This is a genomic window from Enterococcus sp. AZ089, assembly GCF_050547225.1.
GTDB classification, from domain to species: domain Bacteria; phylum Bacillota; class Bacilli; order Lactobacillales; family Enterococcaceae; genus Enterococcus_D; species Enterococcus_D entomosocium.
Genome location: NZ_CP172954.1, coordinates 2914847 through 2936976, shown reverse-complemented (window position 1 = coordinate 2936976; position 22130 = coordinate 2914847). Strand labels below are relative to the sequence as shown.

The 22130-nt window shown below is 42.2% G+C and carries 19 protein-coding genes; 17 read left to right on the top strand and 2 right to left on the bottom strand.

Features of this window, described 5'->3' with window-relative positions; all coding sequences use genetic code 11:
- The first annotated feature begins 5 nt into the window (after window positions 1–5).
- The 15 genes from IGJ01_RS13530 (at window position 6) to IGJ01_RS13460 (ending at window position 18600) form a co-directional block, all read left to right on the top strand.
- Window positions 6–842 carry a carbohydrate ABC transporter permease gene (locus tag IGJ01_RS13530; RefSeq protein ID WP_016612747.1) on the top strand — a complete coding sequence of 279 codons (837 nt, stop codon included), beginning with the start codon at window positions 6–8 and terminating at the stop codon, window positions 840–842.
- Window positions 829–2955, top strand: a complete 2127-nt coding sequence (locus tag IGJ01_RS13525) for a glycoside hydrolase family 65 protein (protein WP_430601171.1) — start codon at window positions 829–831, stop codon at window positions 2953–2955. The genes IGJ01_RS13530 and IGJ01_RS13525 overlap by 14 nt, the downstream gene beginning before the upstream one ends.
- 3 nt (window positions 2956–2958) lie before the next feature.
- Window positions 2959–3984, top strand: coding sequence for a LacI family DNA-binding transcriptional regulator (locus IGJ01_RS13520; protein ID WP_016612745.1), 1026 nt, complete (start codon window positions 2959–2961; stop codon window positions 3982–3984).
- A 244-nt stretch (window positions 3985–4228) separates the two neighbouring features.
- On the top strand, window positions 4229–6109 hold the full coding sequence (locus tag IGJ01_RS13515; RefSeq protein ID WP_008380626.1) for a BglG family transcription antiterminator: 1881 nt from the start codon (window positions 4229–4231) through the stop codon (window positions 6107–6109).
- A gap of 3 nt (window positions 6110–6112) precedes the next feature.
- Window positions 6113–6898 carry a tyrosine-protein phosphatase gene (locus tag IGJ01_RS13510; protein ID WP_008380628.1) on the top strand — a complete coding sequence of 262 codons (786 nt, stop codon included), beginning with the start codon at window positions 6113–6115 and terminating at the stop codon, window positions 6896–6898.
- Window positions 6899–6913: 15 nt separating this feature from the next.
- Window positions 6914–8179 (top strand): PTS sugar transporter subunit IIC, encoded by a 1266-nt coding sequence (locus IGJ01_RS13505; protein WP_008380631.1) that lies wholly within the window; start codon window positions 6914–6916, stop codon window positions 8177–8179.
- Between the two features lie 28 nt (window positions 8180–8207).
- The gene (locus IGJ01_RS13500) at window positions 8208–8507 is read left to right on the top strand and encodes a PTS sugar transporter subunit IIB (RefSeq protein ID WP_008380633.1); all 300 of its coding nucleotides are present in this window, start codon (window positions 8208–8210) and stop codon (window positions 8505–8507) included.
- Window position 8508: 1 nt separating this feature from the next.
- The gene (locus tag IGJ01_RS13495) at window positions 8509–8850 is read left to right on the top strand and encodes a PTS lactose/cellobiose transporter subunit IIA (RefSeq protein WP_005234093.1); all 342 of its coding nucleotides are present in this window, start codon (window positions 8509–8511) and stop codon (window positions 8848–8850) included.
- A 156-nt stretch (window positions 8851–9006) separates the two neighbouring features.
- A complete protein-coding gene (locus IGJ01_RS13490; protein ID WP_005234094.1) occupies window positions 9007–10347 on the top strand; it encodes a hypothetical protein in 1341 nt (446 codons plus the stop codon).
- Between the two features lie 218 nt (window positions 10348–10565).
- Window positions 10566–11921 carry a guanine deaminase gene (gene guaD, locus IGJ01_RS13485; RefSeq protein ID WP_005234095.1) on the top strand — a complete coding sequence of 452 codons (1356 nt, stop codon included), beginning with the start codon at window positions 10566–10568 and terminating at the stop codon, window positions 11919–11921.
- A 49-nt stretch (window positions 11922–11970) separates the two neighbouring features.
- A complete protein-coding gene (locus IGJ01_RS13480; protein ID WP_016612741.1) occupies window positions 11971–13254 on the top strand; it encodes a uracil-xanthine permease family protein in 1284 nt (427 codons plus the stop codon).
- A 328-nt stretch (window positions 13255–13582) separates the two neighbouring features.
- The gene (locus IGJ01_RS13475; protein ID WP_034878363.1) at window positions 13583–14200 is read left to right on the top strand and encodes a LysM peptidoglycan-binding domain-containing protein; all 618 of its coding nucleotides are present in this window, start codon (window positions 13583–13585) and stop codon (window positions 14198–14200) included.
- Window positions 14201–14487: 287 nt separating this feature from the next.
- Window positions 14488–14874: an MmcQ/YjbR family DNA-binding protein gene (locus IGJ01_RS13470; protein ID WP_034872119.1), complete on the top strand. Its 387-nt coding sequence runs from the start codon at window positions 14488–14490 to the stop codon at window positions 14872–14874.
- A gap of 244 nt (window positions 14875–15118) precedes the next feature.
- Window positions 15119–16828: an ABC transporter ATP-binding protein gene (locus IGJ01_RS13465; RefSeq protein ID WP_005234099.1), complete on the top strand. Its 1710-nt coding sequence runs from the start codon at window positions 15119–15121 to the stop codon at window positions 16826–16828.
- A gap of 2 nt (window positions 16829–16830) precedes the next feature.
- On the top strand, window positions 16831–18600 hold the full coding sequence (locus IGJ01_RS13460) for an ABC transporter ATP-binding protein (protein WP_005234100.1): 1770 nt from the start codon (window positions 16831–16833) through the stop codon (window positions 18598–18600).
- 209 nt (window positions 18601–18809) lie between these two features.
- Here the strand turns inward: IGJ01_RS13460 and IGJ01_RS13455 are convergent, their stop codons facing one another.
- On the bottom strand, window positions 18810–19127 hold the full coding sequence (locus tag IGJ01_RS13455) for an RNHCP domain-containing protein (protein ID WP_429969690.1): 318 nt from the start codon (window positions 19125–19127) through the stop codon (window positions 18810–18812).
- Window positions 19128–19641: 514 nt separating this feature from the next.
- On the opposite strand from IGJ01_RS13455, the gene IGJ01_RS13450 reads away from it, so the two are divergent.
- Complete coding sequence (locus tag IGJ01_RS13450) at window positions 19642–19959, top strand: hypothetical protein (protein WP_005234102.1); 318 nt, start codon at window positions 19642–19644, stop codon at window positions 19957–19959.
- A 106-nt stretch (window positions 19960–20065) separates the two neighbouring features.
- Here IGJ01_RS13450 and IGJ01_RS13445 read toward each other — a convergent pair whose 3' ends face one another.
- Complete coding sequence (locus IGJ01_RS13445; protein ID WP_429969691.1) at window positions 20066–20857, bottom strand: L-threonylcarbamoyladenylate synthase; 792 nt, start codon at window positions 20855–20857, stop codon at window positions 20066–20068.
- Between the two features lie 325 nt (window positions 20858–21182).
- Here IGJ01_RS13445 and IGJ01_RS13440 point away from each other — a divergent pair, with 325 nt between their 5' ends.
- A complete protein-coding gene (locus IGJ01_RS13440; protein WP_430601170.1) occupies window positions 21183–22103 on the top strand; it encodes a cation transporter in 921 nt (306 codons plus the stop codon).
- The last annotated feature ends 27 nt before the right edge of the window (window positions 22104–22130 follow it).

Sequence of the window (22130 nt, the reverse complement as noted above, 5' to 3'; positions counted from 1 at the left end):
CGTCCGTGAGAGGAAAAGAGAAAACAAAAATTTTAAAGATCTTGCTTTATACGATCTTGATTCTTTATGCAGTACTGACCTTTTATCCTTTTGTCTGGGCAATTGCTGCATCTTTCAAACCCTATAGAGAAATTGTTTCTGGGGATATGAGTTTGATCCCCAATGAGTTTACTTTAGACAATTTTCGATATGTCTTGGGGCGCTCTTCTTTGTTTATGCGCTGGTTTCTAAACTCCGTGATTATATCCGTTATTGGAACGACCATCAATATTTTATTAAATACGATGGCAGGTTATGCCTTAGCAAGATTAAATTTTCCGGGGCGTGAACGAATTTACTATGGGTTTTTGGCATTGATGATGGTGCCAGCTCAGGTTTTGTTGATTCCAAATTACTTAATCTTGATGAATCTAGGAATGTTAGATAGTTTTTCAGCATTGATTTTACCAGCTGCGATCAACATCGGGAATATCTTTATGATGCGTCAATTCTTTTTATCTTTTCCAAAAGATGTGGAAGAAGCTGCGGCAATCGATGGTCTCGGCAGATTTCAAACATTCTTTCGTATCGTGATGCCATTAGCAAAACCATCCATCGCAACACAAGCTGTCTTTATTTTTATGGGCTTTTGGAATGAATTCATGAAACCAATGCTCTATTTGACCACGCCAAGTAAATATACTTTGACTCTAGGGTTGCAGACTTTCCAAAGTCGAAATGGTGGTGTACGATGGGATCAGACGATGGCGGCAAGTGTGATCACGATCATTCCCATTGTGATCATTTACTTGCTGTTCAACAAATATTTCTTACAAGGAGTGCGAATGGATGGCGAAAAATGATTCATTTAAAGTAAGAGCACAGGAACTTTCTCATCAAACCCCTGAATACTTAGAAACATTGTTTGCAGTTGGCAATGGTCAAATTGGCGTGCGTGCAGGTCACCCCTTAAAAGTCAATGAGCTTTACGAGGGAAACCCAGGCTCCTTTGTTAATGGTTTTTTTGATAGTGAGACGATCCAATATGGTGAATGGGCATACGGCTATGCCAAAGAGCATCAGACGATCATCAAGCTGCCGAATCTAAGAGGCGTACGTTTACAGATTGGTGACGAGGACTCTAGTGCTTCAGAATGGCAAGTAAAGCCTATACAAATGACTTTGGATTTGGAAAAAGGCGTGTTGGATGAATCCTATAAAGTAGTAACGCCACTAGGTAAAACTTTTGAATTGGTGATGCAGTCGTTTGCCTCTGTGACACGAAGTGAACTTTACGTCTGTCAGTATCAAATTAAGAACACCAATTTCTCAGAGCCAATTTCCATAACACATCCGTTAGAACAAAAAGCAGCAATTGTTCAAACAGATGATCCTCGGGTTGCTAGTAAAGCACATCACTTACGAAAAGCTGATTATCAGGATTATGCGATTTGGACTGCTGAAAATAGTCAACGAAGTATAGCAATTCGAGTGATCAATGGCGAAAAGCAAGTACAAGCAGAGGAAACGCTTACGACGGTTTTCCAAATGAAACTACTTGAAGATAATCAAAATCACGAAACACCTTTTAACCAAGAGTTAGCCGATTTTGAAGTTCTCTTGCAAGAGCAGCAACAAAGTTATCAGCAATTTTGGGCGGCAAGTGATATCCAAATCGAAGGAGATCCAGTTCTTCAAAAAGGCATTCGGTTCAATTTGTTTCATTTGAATCAAGGTGCGGGGCGAGACGGCAGAACAAATTTCGCAGCCAAAGGATTGACTGGCGAGGGATATGAAGGGCATTACTTCTGGGATACGGAAATGTATCTGTTGCCATTTTTTATTTTCACGAACCCTGAAATAGCCAAGGCATTGCTTTCCTATCGCGGGAAGATCTTGCCGCAAGCCAAACAACGGGCGCAGGAGCTAAGCCAAGAGGGTGCTTTGTTTGCTTGGCGAACAATTGATGGAAATGAGACGAGTGCTTATTATCCAGCGGGAACTGCCCAAGTCCATATCAATGCGGATATCGTTTATGCATTCCAATTGTATGAACGAGTGACTGGCGACCAGGCATTCATCGAAACGGTTGGCAGTGAAGTTGTTTTTGAAACGGCGAAATTCTGGTTGAGCTATGGCGATCTAGTAGAAAAAGAGGGCAAACTTGCCTTTTGCATCAATGGAGTGACTGGACCTGATGAGTACAGTGCCCTTGTTAATAATAATTTTTATACGAATAAAATGGTTCAAAATAATCTATATTATGCCATTGAGTTAGCACAGCGGTATGGTAAATACCAAGAAACAATTAGTGCTTGGCAGCAAGCAGCCGACTTAATGTACTTTGGTTACGATGAACAGCGAGGGATTACGAAGCAAGACGATGGATTCTTAGAACAAGCAGTCTGGCCATTTGAAACTACACCTGCTGAAAAGTATCCTCTCCTGCTGCATTATCATCCAATGGTCATCTACAAACATCAAGTCTGTAAGCAAGCCGATACGGTTTTAGCCCAAATGCTCTATACAGGAGACTTCAGTCTTGAGCAATTAAAAAAAGATTATGACTATTACGAACAAGTGACGACGCATGATTCCTCCTTGTCTCGTTCTATTTTTAGCGTGATGGCGAGTCGAATTGGGGATTCTGAAAAAGCCTATCGTTATTTTATGGATACGGCTTTGATGGATTTAACGGATCTCCAAAAAAATGTTGTCGATGGCATTCACGCAGCAAATATGGGGGGAAGTTGGCTGAGCTTGATTTACGGTTTTGCAGGGTTGTATTACGATCAAGGCCTGCGATTAGCGAATCATTTGCCACAGAAAATAAAAGAACTAAAATTTACGCTCTTTTATCAAGGAGAACCTGTTAAAATCAGTTTAAAGGATCGCGATATTGACTGTCAGTTAGCGGAGACAACCCAATTGCTCGCTACGAAGGCTGATGGTGGTATTTGGATAAAGGAGAGATAGCAAATGCGAACAACGATTCGCGATGTGGCAAAGGCAGCCGGTGTATCAATAGCGACTGTATCCAAAGTTTTTAACGGGTATAGTGATATCAACCAGCAAACCAAGCAAGAAATTTTAAAAATAGCGAAAGAATTAGACTATTCCCCAAACATGGCAGCAAGGACACTGTCTTCCAAGAAACAACAAACCATCGCCTTGATTTTAAATGAGTTGAATTTTAACCGAAAATCAACGATGCCTTTGGAAGTGTTGAATGGGGTCTATCGTTATACGGATCAGTCAGATTTTGAGTTTGTCTTTTATGGGACAAGTACTGAGAAACAAAAGCAAAAGACGTTTAGTCAGTTCTGCAATGAGCACAATATCACTGGTGTAGTGATCCAAGGGTTAAAAACCACCGATCCTTACTACCAGGAAGTACAGCAAACCTCTTTGCCGACAGTTCTGATTGATATGGAAATCGACAATCCTAAGATCGGCTTGGTTTCGATTGACAATGAAAAAGCGGCGCAAGAAGCTGTGGATTTTTTGATTGCCAATAATCATCGACAAATTGGCATGATCAACGGGAGTCGTGATGCCAATGTCAGTGAACTTAGAGAAAAAGGCTACCGCGCTTCTTTGGCAGCGCAGGGCTTGTTAGTGAATGAGTCGTATATCCAGTACGCCAACTATGAAGAAGAAATTGCCTATTTGATTTGTAAAAATCTGTTAGAAAATAATCAAGAAATCACTGCACTGTTCTGTGCTAGTGATATTATGGCAATCGGAGCGATACGAGGAATCAAAGACATGGGCTTGCGGGTTCCTGAAGATATTTCGGTCATCGGGTTCGATGATATTATTTTGGCTAGCTACGTAACGCCTGAATTAACAACCGTTGCCCAAGATATGGAACGAATCGGTTATGAAGCAGCTGAATTACTAGCAGACATCATCACCAATCAAGCAGAAACGAGCCATCGAAAAATTAGTCCCCATCAATTAAAAGTGCGACAGTCGGTAGAGAAAATCAGCGAGGTTCGCTAAATAAAAAAGACATGACCTTCATTGAGTGAAGATCATGTCTTTTTTTGTGGAGAAGAAAACTCAAACAAATTGGTCGGTCATATGTGGCAACAACAAAGTGAAAGTCACGACCATTCGTTTTTTTGATAAGAAGCAAAGCACAAGGCAAGCAACTTCTTGTAGAAATTTCCCTTAATGAAAGGGAAGATATACCTATGGAGGTTGCTTGGGTTTGACTCTAAACTAGTAAGCGAGGGAGAGAGAGATGGAAAAATTAAGCCTATTGTTGTTAAGAACACTTTCGGAGCATGACGGTTTTATGACGAGTAAAGCGGCTGCTGCCGAGTTGGGTGTTAGCAGAAAAACCGTTCGCCGTTATGCAGAAGAAATCAACCAGCATCAAGAACGATACGGTTGTATGATTCAAGCGAAAAAAGGGAGTGGGTTGTATTTACAAATAACGAACGAAGAAGCTTTTCAGCGAAGGAAAGAACAAGCGTCCCACAATGACGACTTTGTTTCTAGAATTATTGAATTCTTTATTCAAGAAGAAACGTATATTAAATCCGAAATGCTTTGCGAACGCTTATTCATTTCTCAGAGTAAGCTATCTCAAGAATTGAAAAAGCTGCGACGGATACTAAGCCATTACCAGCTCTCCATTCAAACGAAGCCGTATTACGGAATGAAACTTAGCGGTAGCGAATTTGACTTGAGACGGTTTATGGCTAGTAATTATTTGCAAAGAACCCATATCAAGCAGTTAGAAGAGGGCACAATCAGCGAAGATACACCGTCGCTTCTTCACCAGCAGATAAAAGCGATCGTTTCGTCGGAGTTTTCGCAAAAAGCCTACCCCATGTCGGAGGCTATTTTGAACAATCTGGTGAATCATTTAGCGATCGCTGTCTTACGCATGCAAAGCGGCCGCTACTTAGATCGAAACCTACCGATCAGCGGCAGGACCAATGATGAGCAGACATTACTAGGAGAGCGAATCATCGCCAGAATTGAAAAAGAGTGTGCTGTACATTTTACCGAATACGAGCGAAATTATGTTTTAGGGCAAATCGTTGGCAAACGAGTAGTCCCTAGAAATGAAAAGATGACTGTTTCAGATGAAGCAGCAGAATTGGTCAGCAAAATTTTAAAAGCGATCAAGGAAAGCCGCCAAATCGATTTCAGCAAAGACTTGGATCTGCAAACGATGTTGATGTTGCACTTTGCTCCGCTGATCGATCGGATCGAATTGGGGATCGAGCTGAAAAATCCTTTGTTGAATGAGGTGAAGGTACACTGTAATGTCGCTTATGATTTAGCCATCATTGCCGGTCAAGTCATTGCAAAGCAATTTGAAAAGACCATCAGTGATCATGAACTCAGCTATTTGGCGATGCACTTTGATGTGGCTTTAAATAAGAAAAATTCGCAAACACAGCGCAAGTATATTTTAGTGGTCAATGACCTCGGCCGAGCGGCCAATACCTTCCTTAAAGAGAAATTTGAGTTTTATTTTCGCAATTATATCAAGAAAGTCACGGTATGCAATCCATATGAATTTTTGCAAATGATCGAAGAGCAGGAGTTCGATTTTATCTTTTCTTCGATTCCACTTCCTTACGAAGGAACGATTCCTGTTATGAATGTTGATTATTTTATGCAACCGGATATGATCAAAAAGATCGAAGCCGCATTGGCCGCTATCTTCACAGAAGAAGTGCTTTTGAACTACTTTAAGGAATCGTTATTCATCTGTGAACAAGAATTTGAAACAAAAGAAGCGGTGTTGCATTTTTTATGCCAACAAATCAAAGAACAGTATTCAATGCCTGAGAATTTTGAAACGTTGGTTTTTGAACGAGAAGCCTTTTTTGGAACCGATTTCTTACCGTCAGTCGCTTTCCCTCATCCCAATGCGCTGATTGGTGCAGAAACGGTGATTGCCGTTGCAAACTTGAAAAAGCCAGTGTTCTGGTACAAACAGACGGTTCGTCTCGTTTTCTTATTAGTGATTGCTGAACAAGATCACTTAAAAGTGAAACCGCTGAATGATCATTTGATCAAACAATGTTCTTCGTTGGATAAAGTAAACAAACTAGCTGCGACAACGGACTTTATGACGTTCATTAATTATTTAAAGGAGTAGTGTATGACAAATGAAAAAGTAACCTTAGAAGGTGCGTATAATTTTCGCGATTTTGGCGGCTATCGGACCAAAGAGGGCAAATACGTAGTGACTGGAAAACTATATCGCTCAGACGAATTGAGCAAATTGACAGAAGCCGATCAGAAAAAATTAGCAGCTCTGGGAATTGAGAAAATTATTGACTACCGCAATGCCCAAGAAAGAGCAGACAATGAAGACAAACCCATTGGGAATGCTCAGATACTTTATTTGACGCCAATTGCTGATATTGCTGCTTTAGCTTCTTCAGAAGAAGGGGAACCAATGGCGCTTTCTGCAGAAAAAATCACCGCCGAAGTTGCAAAAGAATTGATGATTCGGCAAAATTATGAATTTGTTGAAAACAGTCAATGCAAGACCGTTTTCAAAGAAGTATTGGCCATTCATTTGGAAGCTGAAGGTGCAGTGGTTCAGCACTGTCGTGGTGGCAAAGACCGCACCGGGTATGGCGTTGCCCTGATTCAGTTACTGTTGGGTGTCAGTTATGAAGAGGTCATGGAAGATTACCTGCTGACCAACGAGTACAAAAGGGAGAAAAATACCAAGAGTCTCAAGCAGATACAAGAAGAAACGAACAACCCCGATTTTGTGGCAGCAATGCGATACTTCAAAGAAGCTGATCGGTGTTTTTTACAAACCGCTTTGGATTTGATTGAGGCTCATGGGGGGATTGAAACATATGTAAAAGAAGAACTGGGTTTTTCACAGCAGAAAATCCAGCTACTTAAAGATAAATACTTGCGGGATTAAGTGAAGGAGGACCTTATGAATACACTGAAAGATAAAATACTAGCTGCAGCCGTTCAAGTACAAAACAATATTTATATGAAAGCCATTGCCAATGCAATGATGGGCTTAATGCCCGTCATGATGATCAGTTCCATTGCTTCCTTGATCAATGCGATCGACATTGGGGCAACGCAACAGATAATGGAACAAATTGGTTTGAAAGCATTATTAACCCAAGTCAACGCGATGACGATCGATGTCGTTTCCGTTTATGTCGCCTTTCTAGTTGGCTATAAATTAGCCGAGCATTTAAATGCGGATCAACTAAATGCCGGTATCATGAGTTTGGTATCATTTTTGATCTTGAGTCCGATTTCGACTTTAGAAGAAACCCGTACGATGGAGTTGTCGACCCTTGGCTCCGGTGGGATGTTTGTCGCCATGTTTGGCGGTTTGTTGGGTGCCAGAATTTACATTTTATGTGTACAGAAGAATTTGATGATCAAAATGCCGGATTCGGTACCGCCGATCGTCAACAAATCCTTTGCAGCGATCGTGCCAGCAATTATTGTTTCAGCCATTATGGGCATCATTTATGTGGGCATGGCGGCAACTCCTTACGGCACGCTGACAGATATGATCTATACTTGGGTACAAGCTCCATTGACCTTGCTAGGAGCGAATATTTTTGCTTGTATGATCATTGTGGCGTTTATCGAATTTCTTTGGTTCTTTGGCATTCACGGAGTGTTGGCTGTTTATCCGATCTTGATGTTGGTCTTTTACCAACCAGGGCTTGATAATCTGGCGGCGTACAGTGCCGGCCAAGCATTACCACATTTGTTTACGATTGGGTTTATTTTGAACAATCGCGGGGCTCGTTCATTTGCAGTCGCTTTACTGGCTATTTTTGGTTGCAAATCAGAGCAGCTAAAAGCTGTTGGTAAAATTGGATTGATCCCTTCCATGTTTGGTATTTCTGAGCCAATCAAATTTGGGATTCCTCAGGTGATGAATATCAGAATGCTGCTTCCCTTGATGGTAACACCGGCTGTTTCCGTGTTGTCAGCATATCTCTTAACAATTGTCGGCTTTTTGCCTTATCACAATGGAGTCAATATCCCAACTGGATTTCCGATTATTTTCGGTGGCTTCTTAGTGAATGGCTGGCAAGGGATCATTGCACAATTGATCCAATTTGTCTTATGTGTCATCATCTACATCCCTTTTATGCGTCTGCAAGACAAAGCAGCACTAGCTGAAGAAAAGAATCTGCAAACTCAAGCGGCAGTCGTTGAGTAACAAATAACGAGAAAATGGAGGAACAATGATGAAAAAAATAGTATTAGTTTGCGCTGGCGGCATGTCTACTGGCGTCTTAGTAAATAATATGAAAAAAGCAGCGCAAGAAAAAGGAGAAGCGGTGGTGATCGATGCGTTCTCCATTGAATCGGTCACGACTGCAGCAAAAGATGCTGATTGCGTACTGTTAGGACCGCAAGTTTCTTACCGATTAAATGAAGTCCAAGGCTTAGTTGCTTGTCCAGCAGCCAGTATCGACATGCGCACCTATGGCATGATGGATGGAAAAAAAGCATTGGAACAAGCACTTGAACTAATAGGAGAGTAGAATGGAAGAAAAAGAACAAATTTGTTTTCAGATTATCTCGCAAGCGGGTATGGCAAGAAGTTGCTTTTTTGAAAGTATTCAAAAAGGAAGAGAAGCCCAGAATCTGGCTGCACTGCAAGCAATCGAAAAAGGAAAAGAACACTATCATGAAGCCCATTTGGCACATCGGAAGTTAGTTCAACAAGAAGCTCAAGGGGACAAAGTTTGGATGTCCTTACTATTAAGTCATGCGGAAGATCTTTTGATGAGCGCAGACATCATGAGTGAGCTTGCAAAAGAGTTTCAAGGGTTGTATGAAGAAATTCAGGCAATTAAGCAAACGATTCAGTCTACTGGCTTCTAGCCGAAAATCGCAATAAGAAAAAGAAACGAAGTGTCAGTCTTTTGACAATACACTTGGTTTCTTTTTGCTTAAATTTGGCACGCAAGTTGACAGGATTGCTTGAAAGTGTAGGATAGAAGAAAGATGGAACTTTAAATCAAGGCAAGGAGTCGGACGATGAAAGTTTTAAAATCCCATACCGCACTTTTGATCATCAGCAATACGATCACGATCATCCCGTATCTTTATTTCTTATCTTTGAGCAAAGAGCAGTCGCTAAGTGCAGCATTAGCCTTTGCGCTCTTTTATACCTTTCGCATGACAGGGGTCTTTTTCTTACAGACGCTTACGGCGCTTTTTGCACCATCATTGTTAGCAGCAAGTGTCTTGATCGGCGGCGCCGGCGCATTGGTAGGTATCTTGAGCACCTGGTGGAGCGTGGCACTCTTGCCAGCTGCTGGTTTGTTGGGGATCAGTGCTTCTTGGCTGCCGCCAGCTGATCTGATGGTACGACAAAAAGCCAAGCTCACTGAACAGCCGCTGAAAAATGATTGGAAGGAGGCGCTGTTCTTTCTTTTTGTTTTACTGTTTGCCTTACGGTTGCCTGATGACCTTCAAGGCGTTGGCCTATTTGGCAGTTATTTTGCACTCTTTGTGCTGGCAGCTAAGAGTAGTCAAACCTTCAACAACCTCCCAAAAAGACCGTTGATGCAGCGCAACCAGTTATTCAACAAGCAGTTTTTGTTGTATTTCTTTTTCTTTCTCTTACTGTTTGGCTTGCGATCAGCCAGGCTGATCAAGTCGAATGCCCTGTTTGAGTGGGCGATTACTGGCTTCTTGTTTCTCTTTGCTTTGCTGCTGATCACTTTAACGAAACGCAGCCGCTCGTGGAAACAGCCGCTTCACTTGAACATCCTCACCTTTATTCGGGGAGTGATCGGTAACTTTCTTTTTCTTTTCGGCTCGGTCTATGTTACCGGTCGATTTGGGGCACAAGCGCTTAGTACTCACGTTTACTTGCCTTATGCACTGGGCCTTTTTGGCGCAATGTTTCTCGGAGGAAAACTCGCACGCTTGCTAGAAAAACAGTTAGTACCGGCGTATTTGCTTGGATTGATGGTTGGTGTTCTTCTATTTAGCAGCGATCTTTTGATCCCAATAAGTTTATTTGTCATTAGTTTCTTTAATGCGGGATTGAATCAATGGCTCACGAAACAGTATTTGGCGGCAAAACCGGAAGCAATTGAACAGCAGAGCTTAGCCAAGTATGCCACACAAAGCAAAGGGAGTCTGGTACATCAATTTCTTTTGATGACACTCCTATTTGTTATTCTTCGTTTTGAACATCAGCCGTTGGCTTTCTTGTTTCAGCTATCAGGAACGACGGCAACGAATCAGACCTCAAGGATCCAAAGCTTTTTAGAGCCAGCAAAATGGGGCTCGATTGCAGGAGTACTCTGTTTGCTAGTAGGTGGACTGGTGGTATTTTATCGGCAACTAAAGAAAACAAAAGTATAAGCGTCGTTAACTGACACTGTCTTATTTCTAGACGGTGTCTTTTTTTTGAAATCGCATAAAAACCGAACATTTATCGTTTTATCTTTCTTTATGATAGTGAATTTTATTGCACTATTTTCGAATAGCGTTAAAATAAGAACATCGTGTTAGTGAAAAAGGAACATTAAATGAACGGCTTTTTCCTGACAATGTCTTAGAGAACGGGGGAAATCAAACAAATGGCAACCATTCACTATTTTAAAGGAGATGTTTTCCATACGCCAACTGATGGAAAACTAGAATATATAGAAGAAGCTTTGATTCAAGTCGATGACGCAGGGATCATCGTAAAAGTGACTGCTAAAACAGATCAAGGGTATGAGTCAGAGCTGGCGAAAGCATCAGAGAATCTGCAGGCATTATCTGCAGGCCAGTGTTTTTTACCTGGGTTTGTTGATCTGCATGTCCATGCACCGCAATGGCCGCAAGCAGGAATCGCGTTAGATGAACCGTTAAATGTTTGGTTAGATGAATGCACGTTTCCGCTGGAAGCAAAATATGCCGATCCAGCATTTGCCAAAGCTGTCTATCAAGATTTGGTGGCACAGCTATTGGCAAGAGGAACGACAACGGTTCTTTATTTTGCAACGGTCCATCTAGAAGCGAGCCTTCAATTGGCGAAGACTTGTGCCACTCTTGGTCAACGGGGATTAGTCGGAAAAGTCGTTATGGACGATCCCCAAGCCAATCCTGCTTTTTATCGGGACGCGTCAACAGAAGAGGCGTTAGCGGATACAGAACGTTTTATTCAAGAAGTACAAGCAATCGCAAAGACTGCACCTCAAGGCGTTTATCCTGTGGTTACTCCGCGATTTGTCCCGAGCTGTACCGATGAAGGCTTGGCAGGGTTAGGCGCATTGGCTGAAAAATATGATGTCCATGTTCAGACCCACTGCAGTGAAGGGCAATGGGAACATGACTTTGTTCAAGAGCGATTTGGCAAAACGGATACCGAAGTGCTGCAAGATTTCGGCTTGTTGCGAGAAAAAGCAGTGATGGCTCATGGCAATTTCATCAGCCCAGCTGACGGCGCCCGTTTTGTCGAAACCGGCGCCGCAGTTGCGCACTGTCCCATCTCAAATGCCTACTTTGCCAATGGCGTGATCCCAATCAAGCGCTTGAAAGAACAAGGGGTCACGATTGGTTTAGGAACGGATATCTCCGGCGGTTTTTCACCGAGTTTGTATGACAACATCAAACAAGCTGTGATGTCTTCGAGAATGTTAGAAGATGGCGTGGATGTCACGCTTCCTCAAAACACACGAGGAGTAGCTGATTCTCGTATATCCGTGATCGATGCGTTCTCATTGGCGACAAAAGGCGGCGGTGAGGCACTGAGATTACCAGTAGGTGTCATCAAAGAAGGGTATGCGTTTGATGTGCAAGTGATCGATACGCGACAAAAAGAAAATCCTTTGCCTGACTTCGGTGTGTTTACTTCACCCGAAGCAAGATTACAAAAAATCCTGTACTTAGCAACGATGCAAAATATTCGCCAAGTCTGGGTCCAAGGAAAAAAAGTACACGAAAAATGAGGAGAATGAGACAGTGGAATCAACGAAAAACAAACATTTAACGATCGGAATGAACGAAGACATTCCCTTTGGTCAAGCAGTACTTTTAGGATTACAGCATGTGTTGGCAATGGACGTGTATGTGCCGCCATTTATTATCGCAACCGCGGTGGCGATGTCCTCTTCAGACGCATCAGGTTTGATCCAATCGACCTTTTTAGGAGCAGGGATCGCTTCTTTGATCCAAGTCCTCTTTTTCTTGAAATTACCCGTATGTCAAGGACCATCCTTTGTACCCGTTGGAGCGATCATCGGTATTTATTTTGGTGCCAACGGCATGGACACGGTGTTAGGTGCCAGCATTGTTGGTGCCGCAGCAGTCATTTTACTAGGTTTTACTGGAATCTATAAGTATATCGTTCGTCATTTTATTCCTACGATCGTCAGTGGAACGATCATCATGATCGTTGGTTTGACGCTGTTGCCAACGGCCTTTACTAGCAATATCTATCCTGCCACTGAAACACTAAGTGCCAATCAAAACATGTTGTTGGCTGCGATTACTGCGGCGATTTTGATCTTGTTTTCCATGTTAGGCGATTATTTTCCAGGAATGGGAAAATACTTCCGAATCAGTTCGGTCATTATTGCTTTGGTTATCGGTACCGTGATTGCTTCCTTTATGGGAGGCGTTGATTTTCAGTCGGTGGCGGATGCTTCTTTCTTTAGTCTGCCAAAACTGGTATTTCTAAACTATGGCCTGCACTTTGATGTTTCAGCGATCTTAACGATGCTAGTGATCTATATGGTGCTCCTAGCAGAAACAACAGGTACTTGGTATGCGGTCAGTTCCGTGACAGAAGAACCTGTTACGGATGAACAGATCAATAAAGGCGTGATCGGCGAAGGATTAGGCTGCTTGGTTGCCGCCTTAGTAGGAACGACCCCTGTGACTGGTTATTCTACCAATGCGGGGATCATTTCGATCACTGGGGTTGCTAGTAAAAAAGTCTTTGTGATGGCATCCGTCTGGTTTATCCTATTGTCCTTTATGGGAAAACTTTCAGCCTTGATTCACGCAGTACCTTCTGCTGTCATCGGCGGCGTGTTCGCGGTCGTCTGTGTCATTATTTTGTTGAGCGGCTTTCGGGTCATTAAGAATGAAGAGTTTTCCGAGCGTGAGTTGTATATTATCGGGGTACCGTTGATTATTGCCATCGGCTTGTTGTTTATGCCAGCAGAAATCAAAGAATCTGCGCCTCAATTCTTACAATATTTATTAGATTCACCGATTGCTTTAAGCGCTATTGCGGCGATCGTCATGAATAAATTGATCCCAGTGAAGAAAAAATAGGAAGTAAATGGGGAATGAGACCTTGTCTCGTTCCTTCTTTTGTTACAAGTCTGTGTAAAAAGAGGGTTTTTTGTAATATAGGAAAGGTTTTCTAAGGTTAACTGGTTTACCTGAAAACAAAATAACTGTAATGTTAAAAATTACAGCAGAGAAAAGCTTGATATGATAGTCTTTTTCAATTCTTACGAAACGTAAGGTAACTGTCGTTTTCGTAATCATCTGTAATGATTTCTTTACCTATGAAATATTCTTCGGTGTTAGACTTGTTTATGCGCTTGAGTCATCTCAAATGACGCAAAATGAGTTTCAAAGAAGGAGATTTAATTATATGAAGTCTTTAAAAACTGTTTTACTTAGTACAGCTGTCCTTGCCGGTTTCGGCCTTTTCTTAGGTGGGAAAGACGCCTTTGCAGACGAACAATACACTGTTCAATCTGGTGATACATTATCAACAATCGCTACTAACTTTTACGGTTATAGCTCTGATGATACGATCAGTGCGATCGTTGAAGCAAACGAGATTGCTGATAAAAACTTGATTTTTGTTGGGGAAGCATTGATCATCCCTACAGATGGCACTGCCACTTATACAGAATCTGCAAACACGACTGCTGCAGCAAGTGTACAACAACCAAGTGAACCAGCAGCTTCACAATCAAGCAACACACAATCTGCTGCTGCAAGCACACAAAGCAGCTCAAGCTACAGCTCTTCAGCTAGCGGCTCAGAAGCTTCAGCAAAAGAATGGATCGCAAACAAAGAATCTGGTGGTTCTTACACAGCGACAAACGGACAATACTACGGCCGTTACCAATTAACCAACTCTTACTTAAATGGTGACTATTCAGCTGCTAACCAAGAAAAGGTTGCCGATGAATATGTTGCATCACGTTATGGTTCTTGGTCTGCTGCCAAAGCATTCTGGGAAGCAAATGGTTGGTACTAAGATTCTAAAATGAATCTTGTCCATGACATCTAGTAATCAATTGCCCTTATTGGCGAGTACATCTTACTCGCTGATAAGGGTTTTTTTGTATCTTCTGAGAGAGATGAATGAATGTAACGCCGCATGCAACTCTCAAGAGTCATTTTCAGGCAACATGCCATTGATAAAAAATCCCTTTTTACACGGCAACCATGTATAATAGTAGGAAATAGAGCAGAAAGCGATTCAATCTGTCAAAATTGAGACAGAAAATGACGGTTTTGATAGTAGAAAGTGAGGGAAACACAATGAGTACATCGATTGAAGAAAAAATTGCACAAAAAATGCAGCGATTTCAAGCATTTGGGGAAGGCTTGCCGGGAGCCAAAGTCTATTACCGCGAAGATTGGGATGCAATCTACTTTGATTTAGTAGGAAAACAGTTTGGGATCATGAGTCCGCAAGCAGAAGAAACAGCATTTTTGACTTTGAAAAATCTGCCCGAGGTCAACGAAACGCTGCGAGAGCAATTTCCTGACGTCATCATTCCGGGGTATTATGCCAATAAGACCCATTGGAATACCATCAAGTTGGCATCTGATGCCTTGATGGAAGAAAACATCGAACAAATGATTTTGGTTTCCTACGATCTAGTCAAACAAAAACTGACAAAAAAACAAAAAAGTGAGCTGTAAAACAGCGAATCGTAAGTCAAAGATTTAGCGCCAGAAAATAAGGAAGACCCTCTTGAGGATCATCATAATCCCTTTATTATTCGTTATTTTCGCCAACATTTATGCAATATTTTCAAAGAGCTTTCATGAAAGCTCTTTTTGTTTTATTTGTTCGCTTGTTTCTAGTCGTGATCCATGGTAAATTGTTGTGCAACCGAAATTTTTTGGCAGTCTTTTCTGCTAAACACAAAGGAGTGGTACGTATATGGATCTGGTCTTACGCCATGTCAAAAAGTACAAAGCGGCAACCAGCATTGCCTTATTATCGGTCATTTTAATGGTCGTTGCTGCATTATGGCAGCCAAAGCTCTTGCAGCAAGTGCTAGAATCAATTATTACCGAAAACAATGATGAAATGAAAAAAATTGGTGTGCAGTTGATTGGGCTAGCATTGCTAGGCCTTGTTGCAGGGATCATCAACACGGTTTTTTCTGCGAAAGTGGCGCAAGGCGTTAGTGCCGATATTCGGGAAGAGATGTTTCGGAAAATCCAGACATTCTCATTTGGAAATATCGAAACCTTCTCAGCGGGAAATCTTGTGGTGCGCTTGACCAATGACATCACGCAAATTCAAAACTTAGTGATGATCTCGCTACAATCGTTGTTTCGGATCCCGTTCTTATTTATCGGTGCCTTCATTTTGGCGATGACAACCATGCCGCAACTGTGGTGGATCATCGTCTTACTGATTATCGCTGTCCTAGTGATTACGGCACTATCCTTTACACGGATGGGCAAACACTTTATGATCATCCAGAACTTGATCGACAAAATCAATGGGATTGCCAAAGAAAATTTGATGGGGATTCGTGTGGTGAAATCTTTTGTTCAAGAAGACAACCAACTGCAAGGCTTTTCTAAAGTCAGTGAAACGTTAACGAAGCATAATATTATTGTAGGAACCCTGTTCTCTGTAATGATCCCCTCCTTTATGCTGGCGGCCAACTTAGCAGTGGTCGGCGCGATTTTCTTTGTCAGTGATCTAGCGAAAGATGACCCAACTTTGATTGGGGGAATTGCCTCATTCATGAATTATTTGATGCAAATTATGATGGCGATCATTATCGGCGGCATGATGATGATGATGACTTCACGGGCTGCAGTTTCGCTAAAACGGATCAAAGAGATTCTAGATACCGAACCGGATCTGCAATACCAAGATGTCCCAGAACAAGAATTGTCTGGAAGTGTCGCTTTTGAAAACGTCAGCTTCCGTTACCCTGGGGATGAAAAAAATGCCCTAACGGCTATCAGTTTTACCATCAAACCTGGCGAAATGATTGGGATCGTAGGAGCGACTGGTGCCGGCAAATCAACACTGGCGCAACTGATTCCCCGTTTGTTTGACCCAACAGAAGGTGTCGTGCGGGTTGGCGGTGTTGACTTGAAAGAAGTCAATGAACAAAGCTTGCGTAAAACGGTCGCTTTTGTCTTGCAAAAAGCGATCCTCTTTTCAGGAACGATTGCCCAAAACTTACGGCAAGGGAAAAAAGATGCCTCGGAGTCTGAGATGTCTCGCGCAACAGAAATCGCTCAAGCCAGCGAATTTATTCAAAAATTGACAGCGGGTTTTGAAGCGCCGGTCTCCGAGCGCAGCAGCAATTTTTCTGGAGGACAAAAGCAACGCTTATCGATTTCTCGAGGCGTGATCGGTGAACCGAAAATTTTGATTTTGGATGATAGTACGAGTGCATTAGATGCGCGTTCGGAAAAATTGGTTCGCGAAGCGTTTGAAAAACAATTAAAAGACACGACAACAATCATTATCGCGCAAAAGATTGCCTCTGTTGTGAAAGCCGACCGCATCTTCGTTTTAGATAATGGACGTTTGGTTGGTGAAGGAAGCCATGAATTTTTAGCCAATAACAATGCCATCTATCAAGAAATCTTCGCAACACAGAAAGGAGAGGAGTAACCATGACAGATTTGTTCAAAGCGAGTAAATTTTTCTACCATTACTTAAAACAATACAAGTGGTCGTTTCTATTCATTTTTGTGACGGTGATTCTGGCAACGTATCTGCAAGTACAAGCGCCAGTCTTTATCGGAGAAGCGTTCCAGGAATTGGCGAATTATGTTGGCGGTTTGATGCAAGGGGTCGATGATAAATCGGCTTTTCTATCGATCATTTGGAAACTGTTGATTTTTTATGTCTTAGCCAGTGCAGCCAATTTTGTCTATAGTATCTTGTTCACGCAAGTGGTGGGGAAATCAACCAACAGAATGCGGATCGGTTTATTTAATAAACTGGAAAAATTGACGATCAAATTCTTTGATTCTCATCAAGACGGTGATATTTTGAGCCGTTTCACCAGTGACTTGGATAACATCCAAAACAGTCTGAACCAAGCATTGTTGCAAGTGCTGACCAATGTAGTCTTAATGGTGGGGATCTTGATCATGATGTTCCGTCAAAACGTTGAATTGGCATGGGCAACGATTGCTTCTACCCCGATTGCGGTGTTGATCGCGGTGATCGTGATCCAAAAAGCCCGCAAATATGTCGATCTGCAGCAAGATGAAGTCGGAAAATTAAACGGCTATATCGATGAAAAAATCAGTGGTCAACGAATCATCATCACCAATGGACTGCAAGAAGAAACCATCGATGGTTTTCTGGTCCACAACCAACAAGTCCGGGAAGCTACCTACAAAGGGCAAGTCTACTCTGGGCTGCTTTTCCCCTTGATGCAAGGGATGTCCTTGTTGAACACGGCAATCGTGATTTTCTTTGGTGGCTGGTTAGCATTGAACGGTGACTTAGAACGTTCCGTTGCTTTAGGATTAGTTGTGACCTTTGTCCAGTATTCGCAGCAGTATTACCAACCATTGATGCAGATCTCTTCTGGTTACAGCATGATTCAGTTGGCGATCACCGGTGCGCGCAGAATCAATGAAATGTTTGATGAACCTGATGAGGTCAAACCAAAAGACGGGATCAAAGTGAAGGGCATCAAAGAGGCGGTTGCTTTGAATCATGTGGACTTTGGGTATGACAGTCAAAAATTGGTCCTAAAAGATGTGTCGATCACGGTCAACAAAGGCGAAATGGTCGCATTGGTCGGACCGACTGGTTCAGGAAAAACGACCATCATGAACTTGTTGAATCGCTTCTATGATGTGAATGGTGGTTCTGTGACCTTTGACGGCATCGACATCCGGGAGCTAGACTTGGATCTGCTGCGTTCTCAAGTGGGAATCGTTTTGCAAGAATCCGTGCTGTTCTCAGGGACGATTCGTGAAAACATTGCTTTTGGGAAACCAGAAGCGACCGAAGCAGAAGTCATTGCAGCAGCGAAACAAGCCAATATCCATGAGTTTGTTATGACGTTGGAAAAAGGCTATGACACGGAGATCACCGAAGAGAACAACCTTTTCAGTACTGGTCAAAAACAATTGATGAGTATTGCCCGAACGATTCTGACCAATCCAGAATTGTTGATTTTGGATGAAGCCACCAGTAATGTCGATACCGTGACCGAAGCGAAAATTCAACGAGCAATGGATGAAGCAATCAAAGGACGAACCAGTTTTGTGATCGCCCATCGCTTGAAGACAATTTTGAATGCCGATCGCATCGTTGTCTTGAAGGACGGCGAAGTCATTGAAGAAGGCAATCACCATCAATTGGTGGCGGCTGACGGCTTTTATGCGGAACTGTATCACAATCAATTCGTTTTTGAATAAGCGCAAACCAACGTAAAATCATCAAGAAGACACTAGCAGGACAGCCCGCAATTTCGTCAACTAATCGACGAAACAGCGGGCTGTTTTTTTTTTAGGTTAAAGCAAGCGCTTCTTATGACGACAATGTCTATGAGCAGTTAGTGGTATAAGAGATCCGTTGATCTGATAAACAAAAAAGATCAGCCTTAAGCATGGTCTTCTTTGGTTTTTTAGTGATACGCAGCGGTTTGAGTCAACCACTCAATAAAATGGTCAGGCTGTTGCGTATCCTGTGCCACGATATTCCACTGCTGGTTTTTGCAGCGAGTGCATTGATGCAGCAGCTGATAGCCTTTTTTGGAATGTTGGCGATAATCGATGGGTCGCATCAGGCCATGGCAAGTATTTTGACGATCGCCCGGGCGAATATCCACGTGTAACGAGTAGAGACACTGGGGACAATGGTTGCGGTAAGAACCATTGGTCAAGGGTGCCACAGGCGTACTGCAGTTTTTACAAACAAAGGTCGTATTTTCACCTTTTCTCATTTTGCTTTCCTCCAAAAGAATGATTTCTTTTGAGAGAAAAGGGTTCCGTTCGTTCTTCATCAGGCTTCTTTGGCTAGGGACACATTCACCGTCCGTAACGATTACTTCTGCTTCCAGCTTCATGCGATTTCGAAATCCGTACCACGCTTAGTTTTTTCGTTTTGTGCTAAGCACTGTGTTGCGGCAGCCCACAACCCAGCAGTAAGTGTAGTCCAAAGTCACTGTCATTGGCGTCGTCCCCTAGAAAGCAATTGAGGAATGCTTTTTCATAGAGTCCCTCCTATGTGTTTATGAGGGGATTATAGCAGAAATAGAGTTGGAATTCTATGACAGAGAAAACCTGATCGTAATTTATCTCCTTTTTCATCTTTAAAAACAACGAAATGTAGATTATAATGCTATTTTATGACAAAATGTTCGTATGTAGGTTTCGCTCAATTTTATTTTGGTCACTGAAGAAGAGACACGGAATCACAAAATGGAGGAAGGATGACCTAACGAAAGGAGAACAAAAATGTTTGGTACGAACAAGAAATCTGAAAATTCGAATGGCACACAAGGCAAGAAACGAAAAAAGCGTTTGACTGTAGAAGACCTGATCAACCAGTATATTGTAGAAAAAGAGGTTCATGAATTGAGTGAGGGACTGTCTGTTCAGATCTTTAATGACTTATCTGCACACCGAATACATTTCATGGAGATCCCCAACCTTAGTTACAAAAATCTCGGAGCAGCTATCCAAATCGACCAAAACTGGATTAAAATCAAGCAACAAGATACGATCATCAAACAACAGGCACAGATCATTCAGCTTTTGAAAGAAACACGATAGAAGAAAAGTATTTTTTCTATTGAAAAACCGAAGAACGAGCTGAGCGTTTTTCCTTGAAAAGGAGGGCCGTTAGCTGGTTCTTCGGTTCTTTGTTGACGATGAAAGATTAATAATACTCCCCGTGGCGATAGTCCCATGAGTTGAAGTGATCAGAAAGGTACATTTGGATTTTTTCAACATCGAGTCCTTTACGGATCAAGACAGGTGCGGGAGTGATGGAGCGTTGGTCTCCTTGCTCTGGAATCAAGTTACCGTCTTTATCAACGAAAGAAACCATGACTCCTTGTTCGTAGCGGGTTTCCAGCGTTTTGTCTGGTTGGATCGATGCAACATAGTTGTTGCCTTCAATGATTAGATCGGCTTCTTGCGCGATTTGTTCGCCGATCCCTTCAACAAGTCCGCGGTTTCCTTTGCCTGAAGGGTTCGCTGAGCTTGCGAAAAGCAATTTCTTTTTTTGATCCCAAAGTTCTTTTGAGATCTGCTCACCAGGGACACCGAATTTGATCACGAAACAGCTGGTTCCCCGAACGTCCGTCATCAATTCTTCTGAACCATCTTTTGGGATATAGGCTTTTCCTGATTCCTTCCAAGGCAAAATCGCACCGAATAACACGTCATTGTTCCAACACGTTTCATAAACAGCGGCGGTTTCCGCATTTAACTCGGCTAATTCATGTAGCTGCTCCAATGAGCTGCAAAGAACGACACCTGGTTTGTTACGCTTGCGATTCTTTGCTGAAAACTTGCGTTCCAGCCCTTTTTTATCAGAGACGGCAATGATATAGCCGACTTTGGTTGGGCAGACGATCACTTTGCCTTCTTCATTCAAATAGTTGATCGCTCGTTGGTTTGGTTCTCCTGTCCATGGGACTTGTTTTGCTTCATTCACTCTCTTCATCCTCCCTGTCTTCCAATGAATCGCCGTTATGAAAAATATAACGGAATATTCTGAAAATTCTGATTGAATATGGTTACCCTTGATGATAAGGGAATCAATCCGCGTAGTCAAGGAGATTTACACCAGAATGTAAAAAGAGTGGAATAGAAAGATCGAATATGCATCACTAGAGAATAGAGTGAATGATTGACAGCAATACTATTTTTTTCCGCTTTGTATGAAAAAATTGACTGTTTTTTATGTTATTTATATGGGAAGATAGGCTTATAGATAGAAGAATGCAATCAAATTGATAGTTTCTTTGAAAAAAAGAAAGAGGAGTATCATGAGTGAAAAGAAAAAAATACGCAAGCTTTTGCTGGCATCGATTGTCGCTGGGAGTATCTATGGCGGCGGTGCCTTGCTTTTTGGGTTACTGGTCAGTTATAACGTCCTCTTGTTAGATGGTGTTTATACATTGATTGGTGCAGTGATGTCACTGATTGCTTTGTATGTGGCAAAATATATCCAAGCCCAAGACTTTGAACGTTTCCCATTCGGCAAAGAAGCGTTGATGCCGTTGGTTGTTTTTATTCAATATAGTATCATCTTGCTGATCTCAATTTATGGAATCATTGAATCTGCTTTTAGTTTATTACACGTCAGTGATGGCATGATTGATCCAATCGGTTTGTATTTCTCGCTGATTGGTACGATCTACTGTTTCTCTTTTTACTTGTACTTAAAAAAGAAACCACTGACTCATCCCTTTTACTGGGTAGAACTAGAACAATGGCGTTTCGGCTTTTTCTTTAGTCTGGGTGTCGTCGGTTCATTTCTTGTGTCATGGCTGATTCAAGCCAGTCCCTATGGAAATTTCGCGATGTATGTCGACCCAATCATCTCCATCGGGATCACCTTGTTCTTTATTCAGCTTTCGATTAAAGAGTTGAAAGCGGCCATTCTGGAATTGACTTCTTCAACTCCGAAAGAAGAACTACGAGAGTCCATCATGACGATCGTTGAAAAAGAACTGCGCGCAGAAGAAGTGGTGGACTTTGTGTTACGTACCGCTAAAGTCGGTAATCAAGTTATTGTGGAATTAGATGTAGTGATTTTACCTGCAACTCCTCTCGATACAGTAGGTCAACAAGATCCCTTGCGAGAACGATTGAATCAAGCAATCAGCCAACAGATTTCCAGTTATTCCCTCTGGCTAAACATAAATTTTGTCGGTGACATCAAATGGGCGTATAGTGAGGAGTAAGAATGGCTGCAAAGCGGCTTGAATAAA

Excerpts from the sequence above, each read along its gene's own strand:
- IGJ01_RS13465 (WP_005234099.1), top strand. The coding sequence starts at position 15,119 with ATGGATCTGGTCTTACGCCATGTCAAAAAGTACAAAGCGGCAACCAGC.
- IGJ01_RS13455 (WP_429969690.1), bottom strand. The coding sequence starts at position 19,127 with ATGAGAAAAGGTGAAAATACGACCTTTGTTTGTAAAAACTGCAGTACG.
- IGJ01_RS13440 (WP_430601170.1), top strand. The coding sequence starts at position 21,183 with ATGAGTGAAAAGAAAAAAATACGCAAGCTTTTGCTGGCATCGATTGTC.
- IGJ01_RS13500 (WP_008380633.1), top strand. The coding sequence starts at position 8,208 with ATGAAAAAAATAGTATTAGTTTGCGCTGGCGGCATGTCTACTGGCGTC.
- IGJ01_RS13470 (WP_034872119.1), top strand. The coding sequence starts at position 14,488 with ATGAGTACATCGATTGAAGAAAAAATTGCACAAAAAATGCAGCGATTT.
- IGJ01_RS13510 (WP_008380628.1), top strand. The coding sequence starts at position 6,113 with ATGACAAATGAAAAAGTAACCTTAGAAGGTGCGTATAATTTTCGCGAT.
- IGJ01_RS13495 (WP_005234093.1), top strand. The coding sequence starts at position 8,509 with ATGGAAGAAAAAGAACAAATTTGTTTTCAGATTATCTCGCAAGCGGGT.
- IGJ01_RS13490 (WP_005234094.1), top strand. The coding sequence starts at position 9,007 with ATGAAAGTTTTAAAATCCCATACCGCACTTTTGATCATCAGCAATACG.
- IGJ01_RS13525 (WP_430601171.1), top strand. The coding sequence starts at position 829 with ATGGCGAAAAATGATTCATTTAAAGTAAGAGCACAGGAACTTTCTCAT.
- IGJ01_RS13520 (WP_016612745.1), top strand. The coding sequence starts at position 2,959 with ATGCGAACAACGATTCGCGATGTGGCAAAGGCAGCCGGTGTATCAATA.
- IGJ01_RS13445 (WP_429969691.1), bottom strand. The coding sequence starts at position 20,857 with ATGAAGAGAGTGAATGAAGCAAAACAAGTCCCATGGACAGGAGAACCA.
- IGJ01_RS13505 (WP_008380631.1), top strand. The coding sequence starts at position 6,914 with ATGAATACACTGAAAGATAAAATACTAGCTGCAGCCGTTCAAGTACAA.
- IGJ01_RS13480 (WP_016612741.1), top strand. The coding sequence starts at position 11,971 with ATGAACGAAGACATTCCCTTTGGTCAAGCAGTACTTTTAGGATTACAG.
- IGJ01_RS13460 (WP_005234100.1), top strand. The coding sequence starts at position 16,831 with ATGACAGATTTGTTCAAAGCGAGTAAATTTTTCTACCATTACTTAAAA.
- IGJ01_RS13475 (WP_034878363.1), top strand. The coding sequence starts at position 13,583 with ATGAAGTCTTTAAAAACTGTTTTACTTAGTACAGCTGTCCTTGCCGGT.
- guaD (WP_005234095.1), top strand. The coding sequence starts at position 10,566 with ATGGCAACCATTCACTATTTTAAAGGAGATGTTTTCCATACGCCAACT.
- IGJ01_RS13450 (WP_005234102.1), top strand. The coding sequence starts at position 19,642 with ATGTTTGGTACGAACAAGAAATCTGAAAATTCGAATGGCACACAAGGC.
- IGJ01_RS13515 (WP_008380626.1), top strand. The coding sequence starts at position 4,229 with ATGGAAAAATTAAGCCTATTGTTGTTAAGAACACTTTCGGAGCATGAC.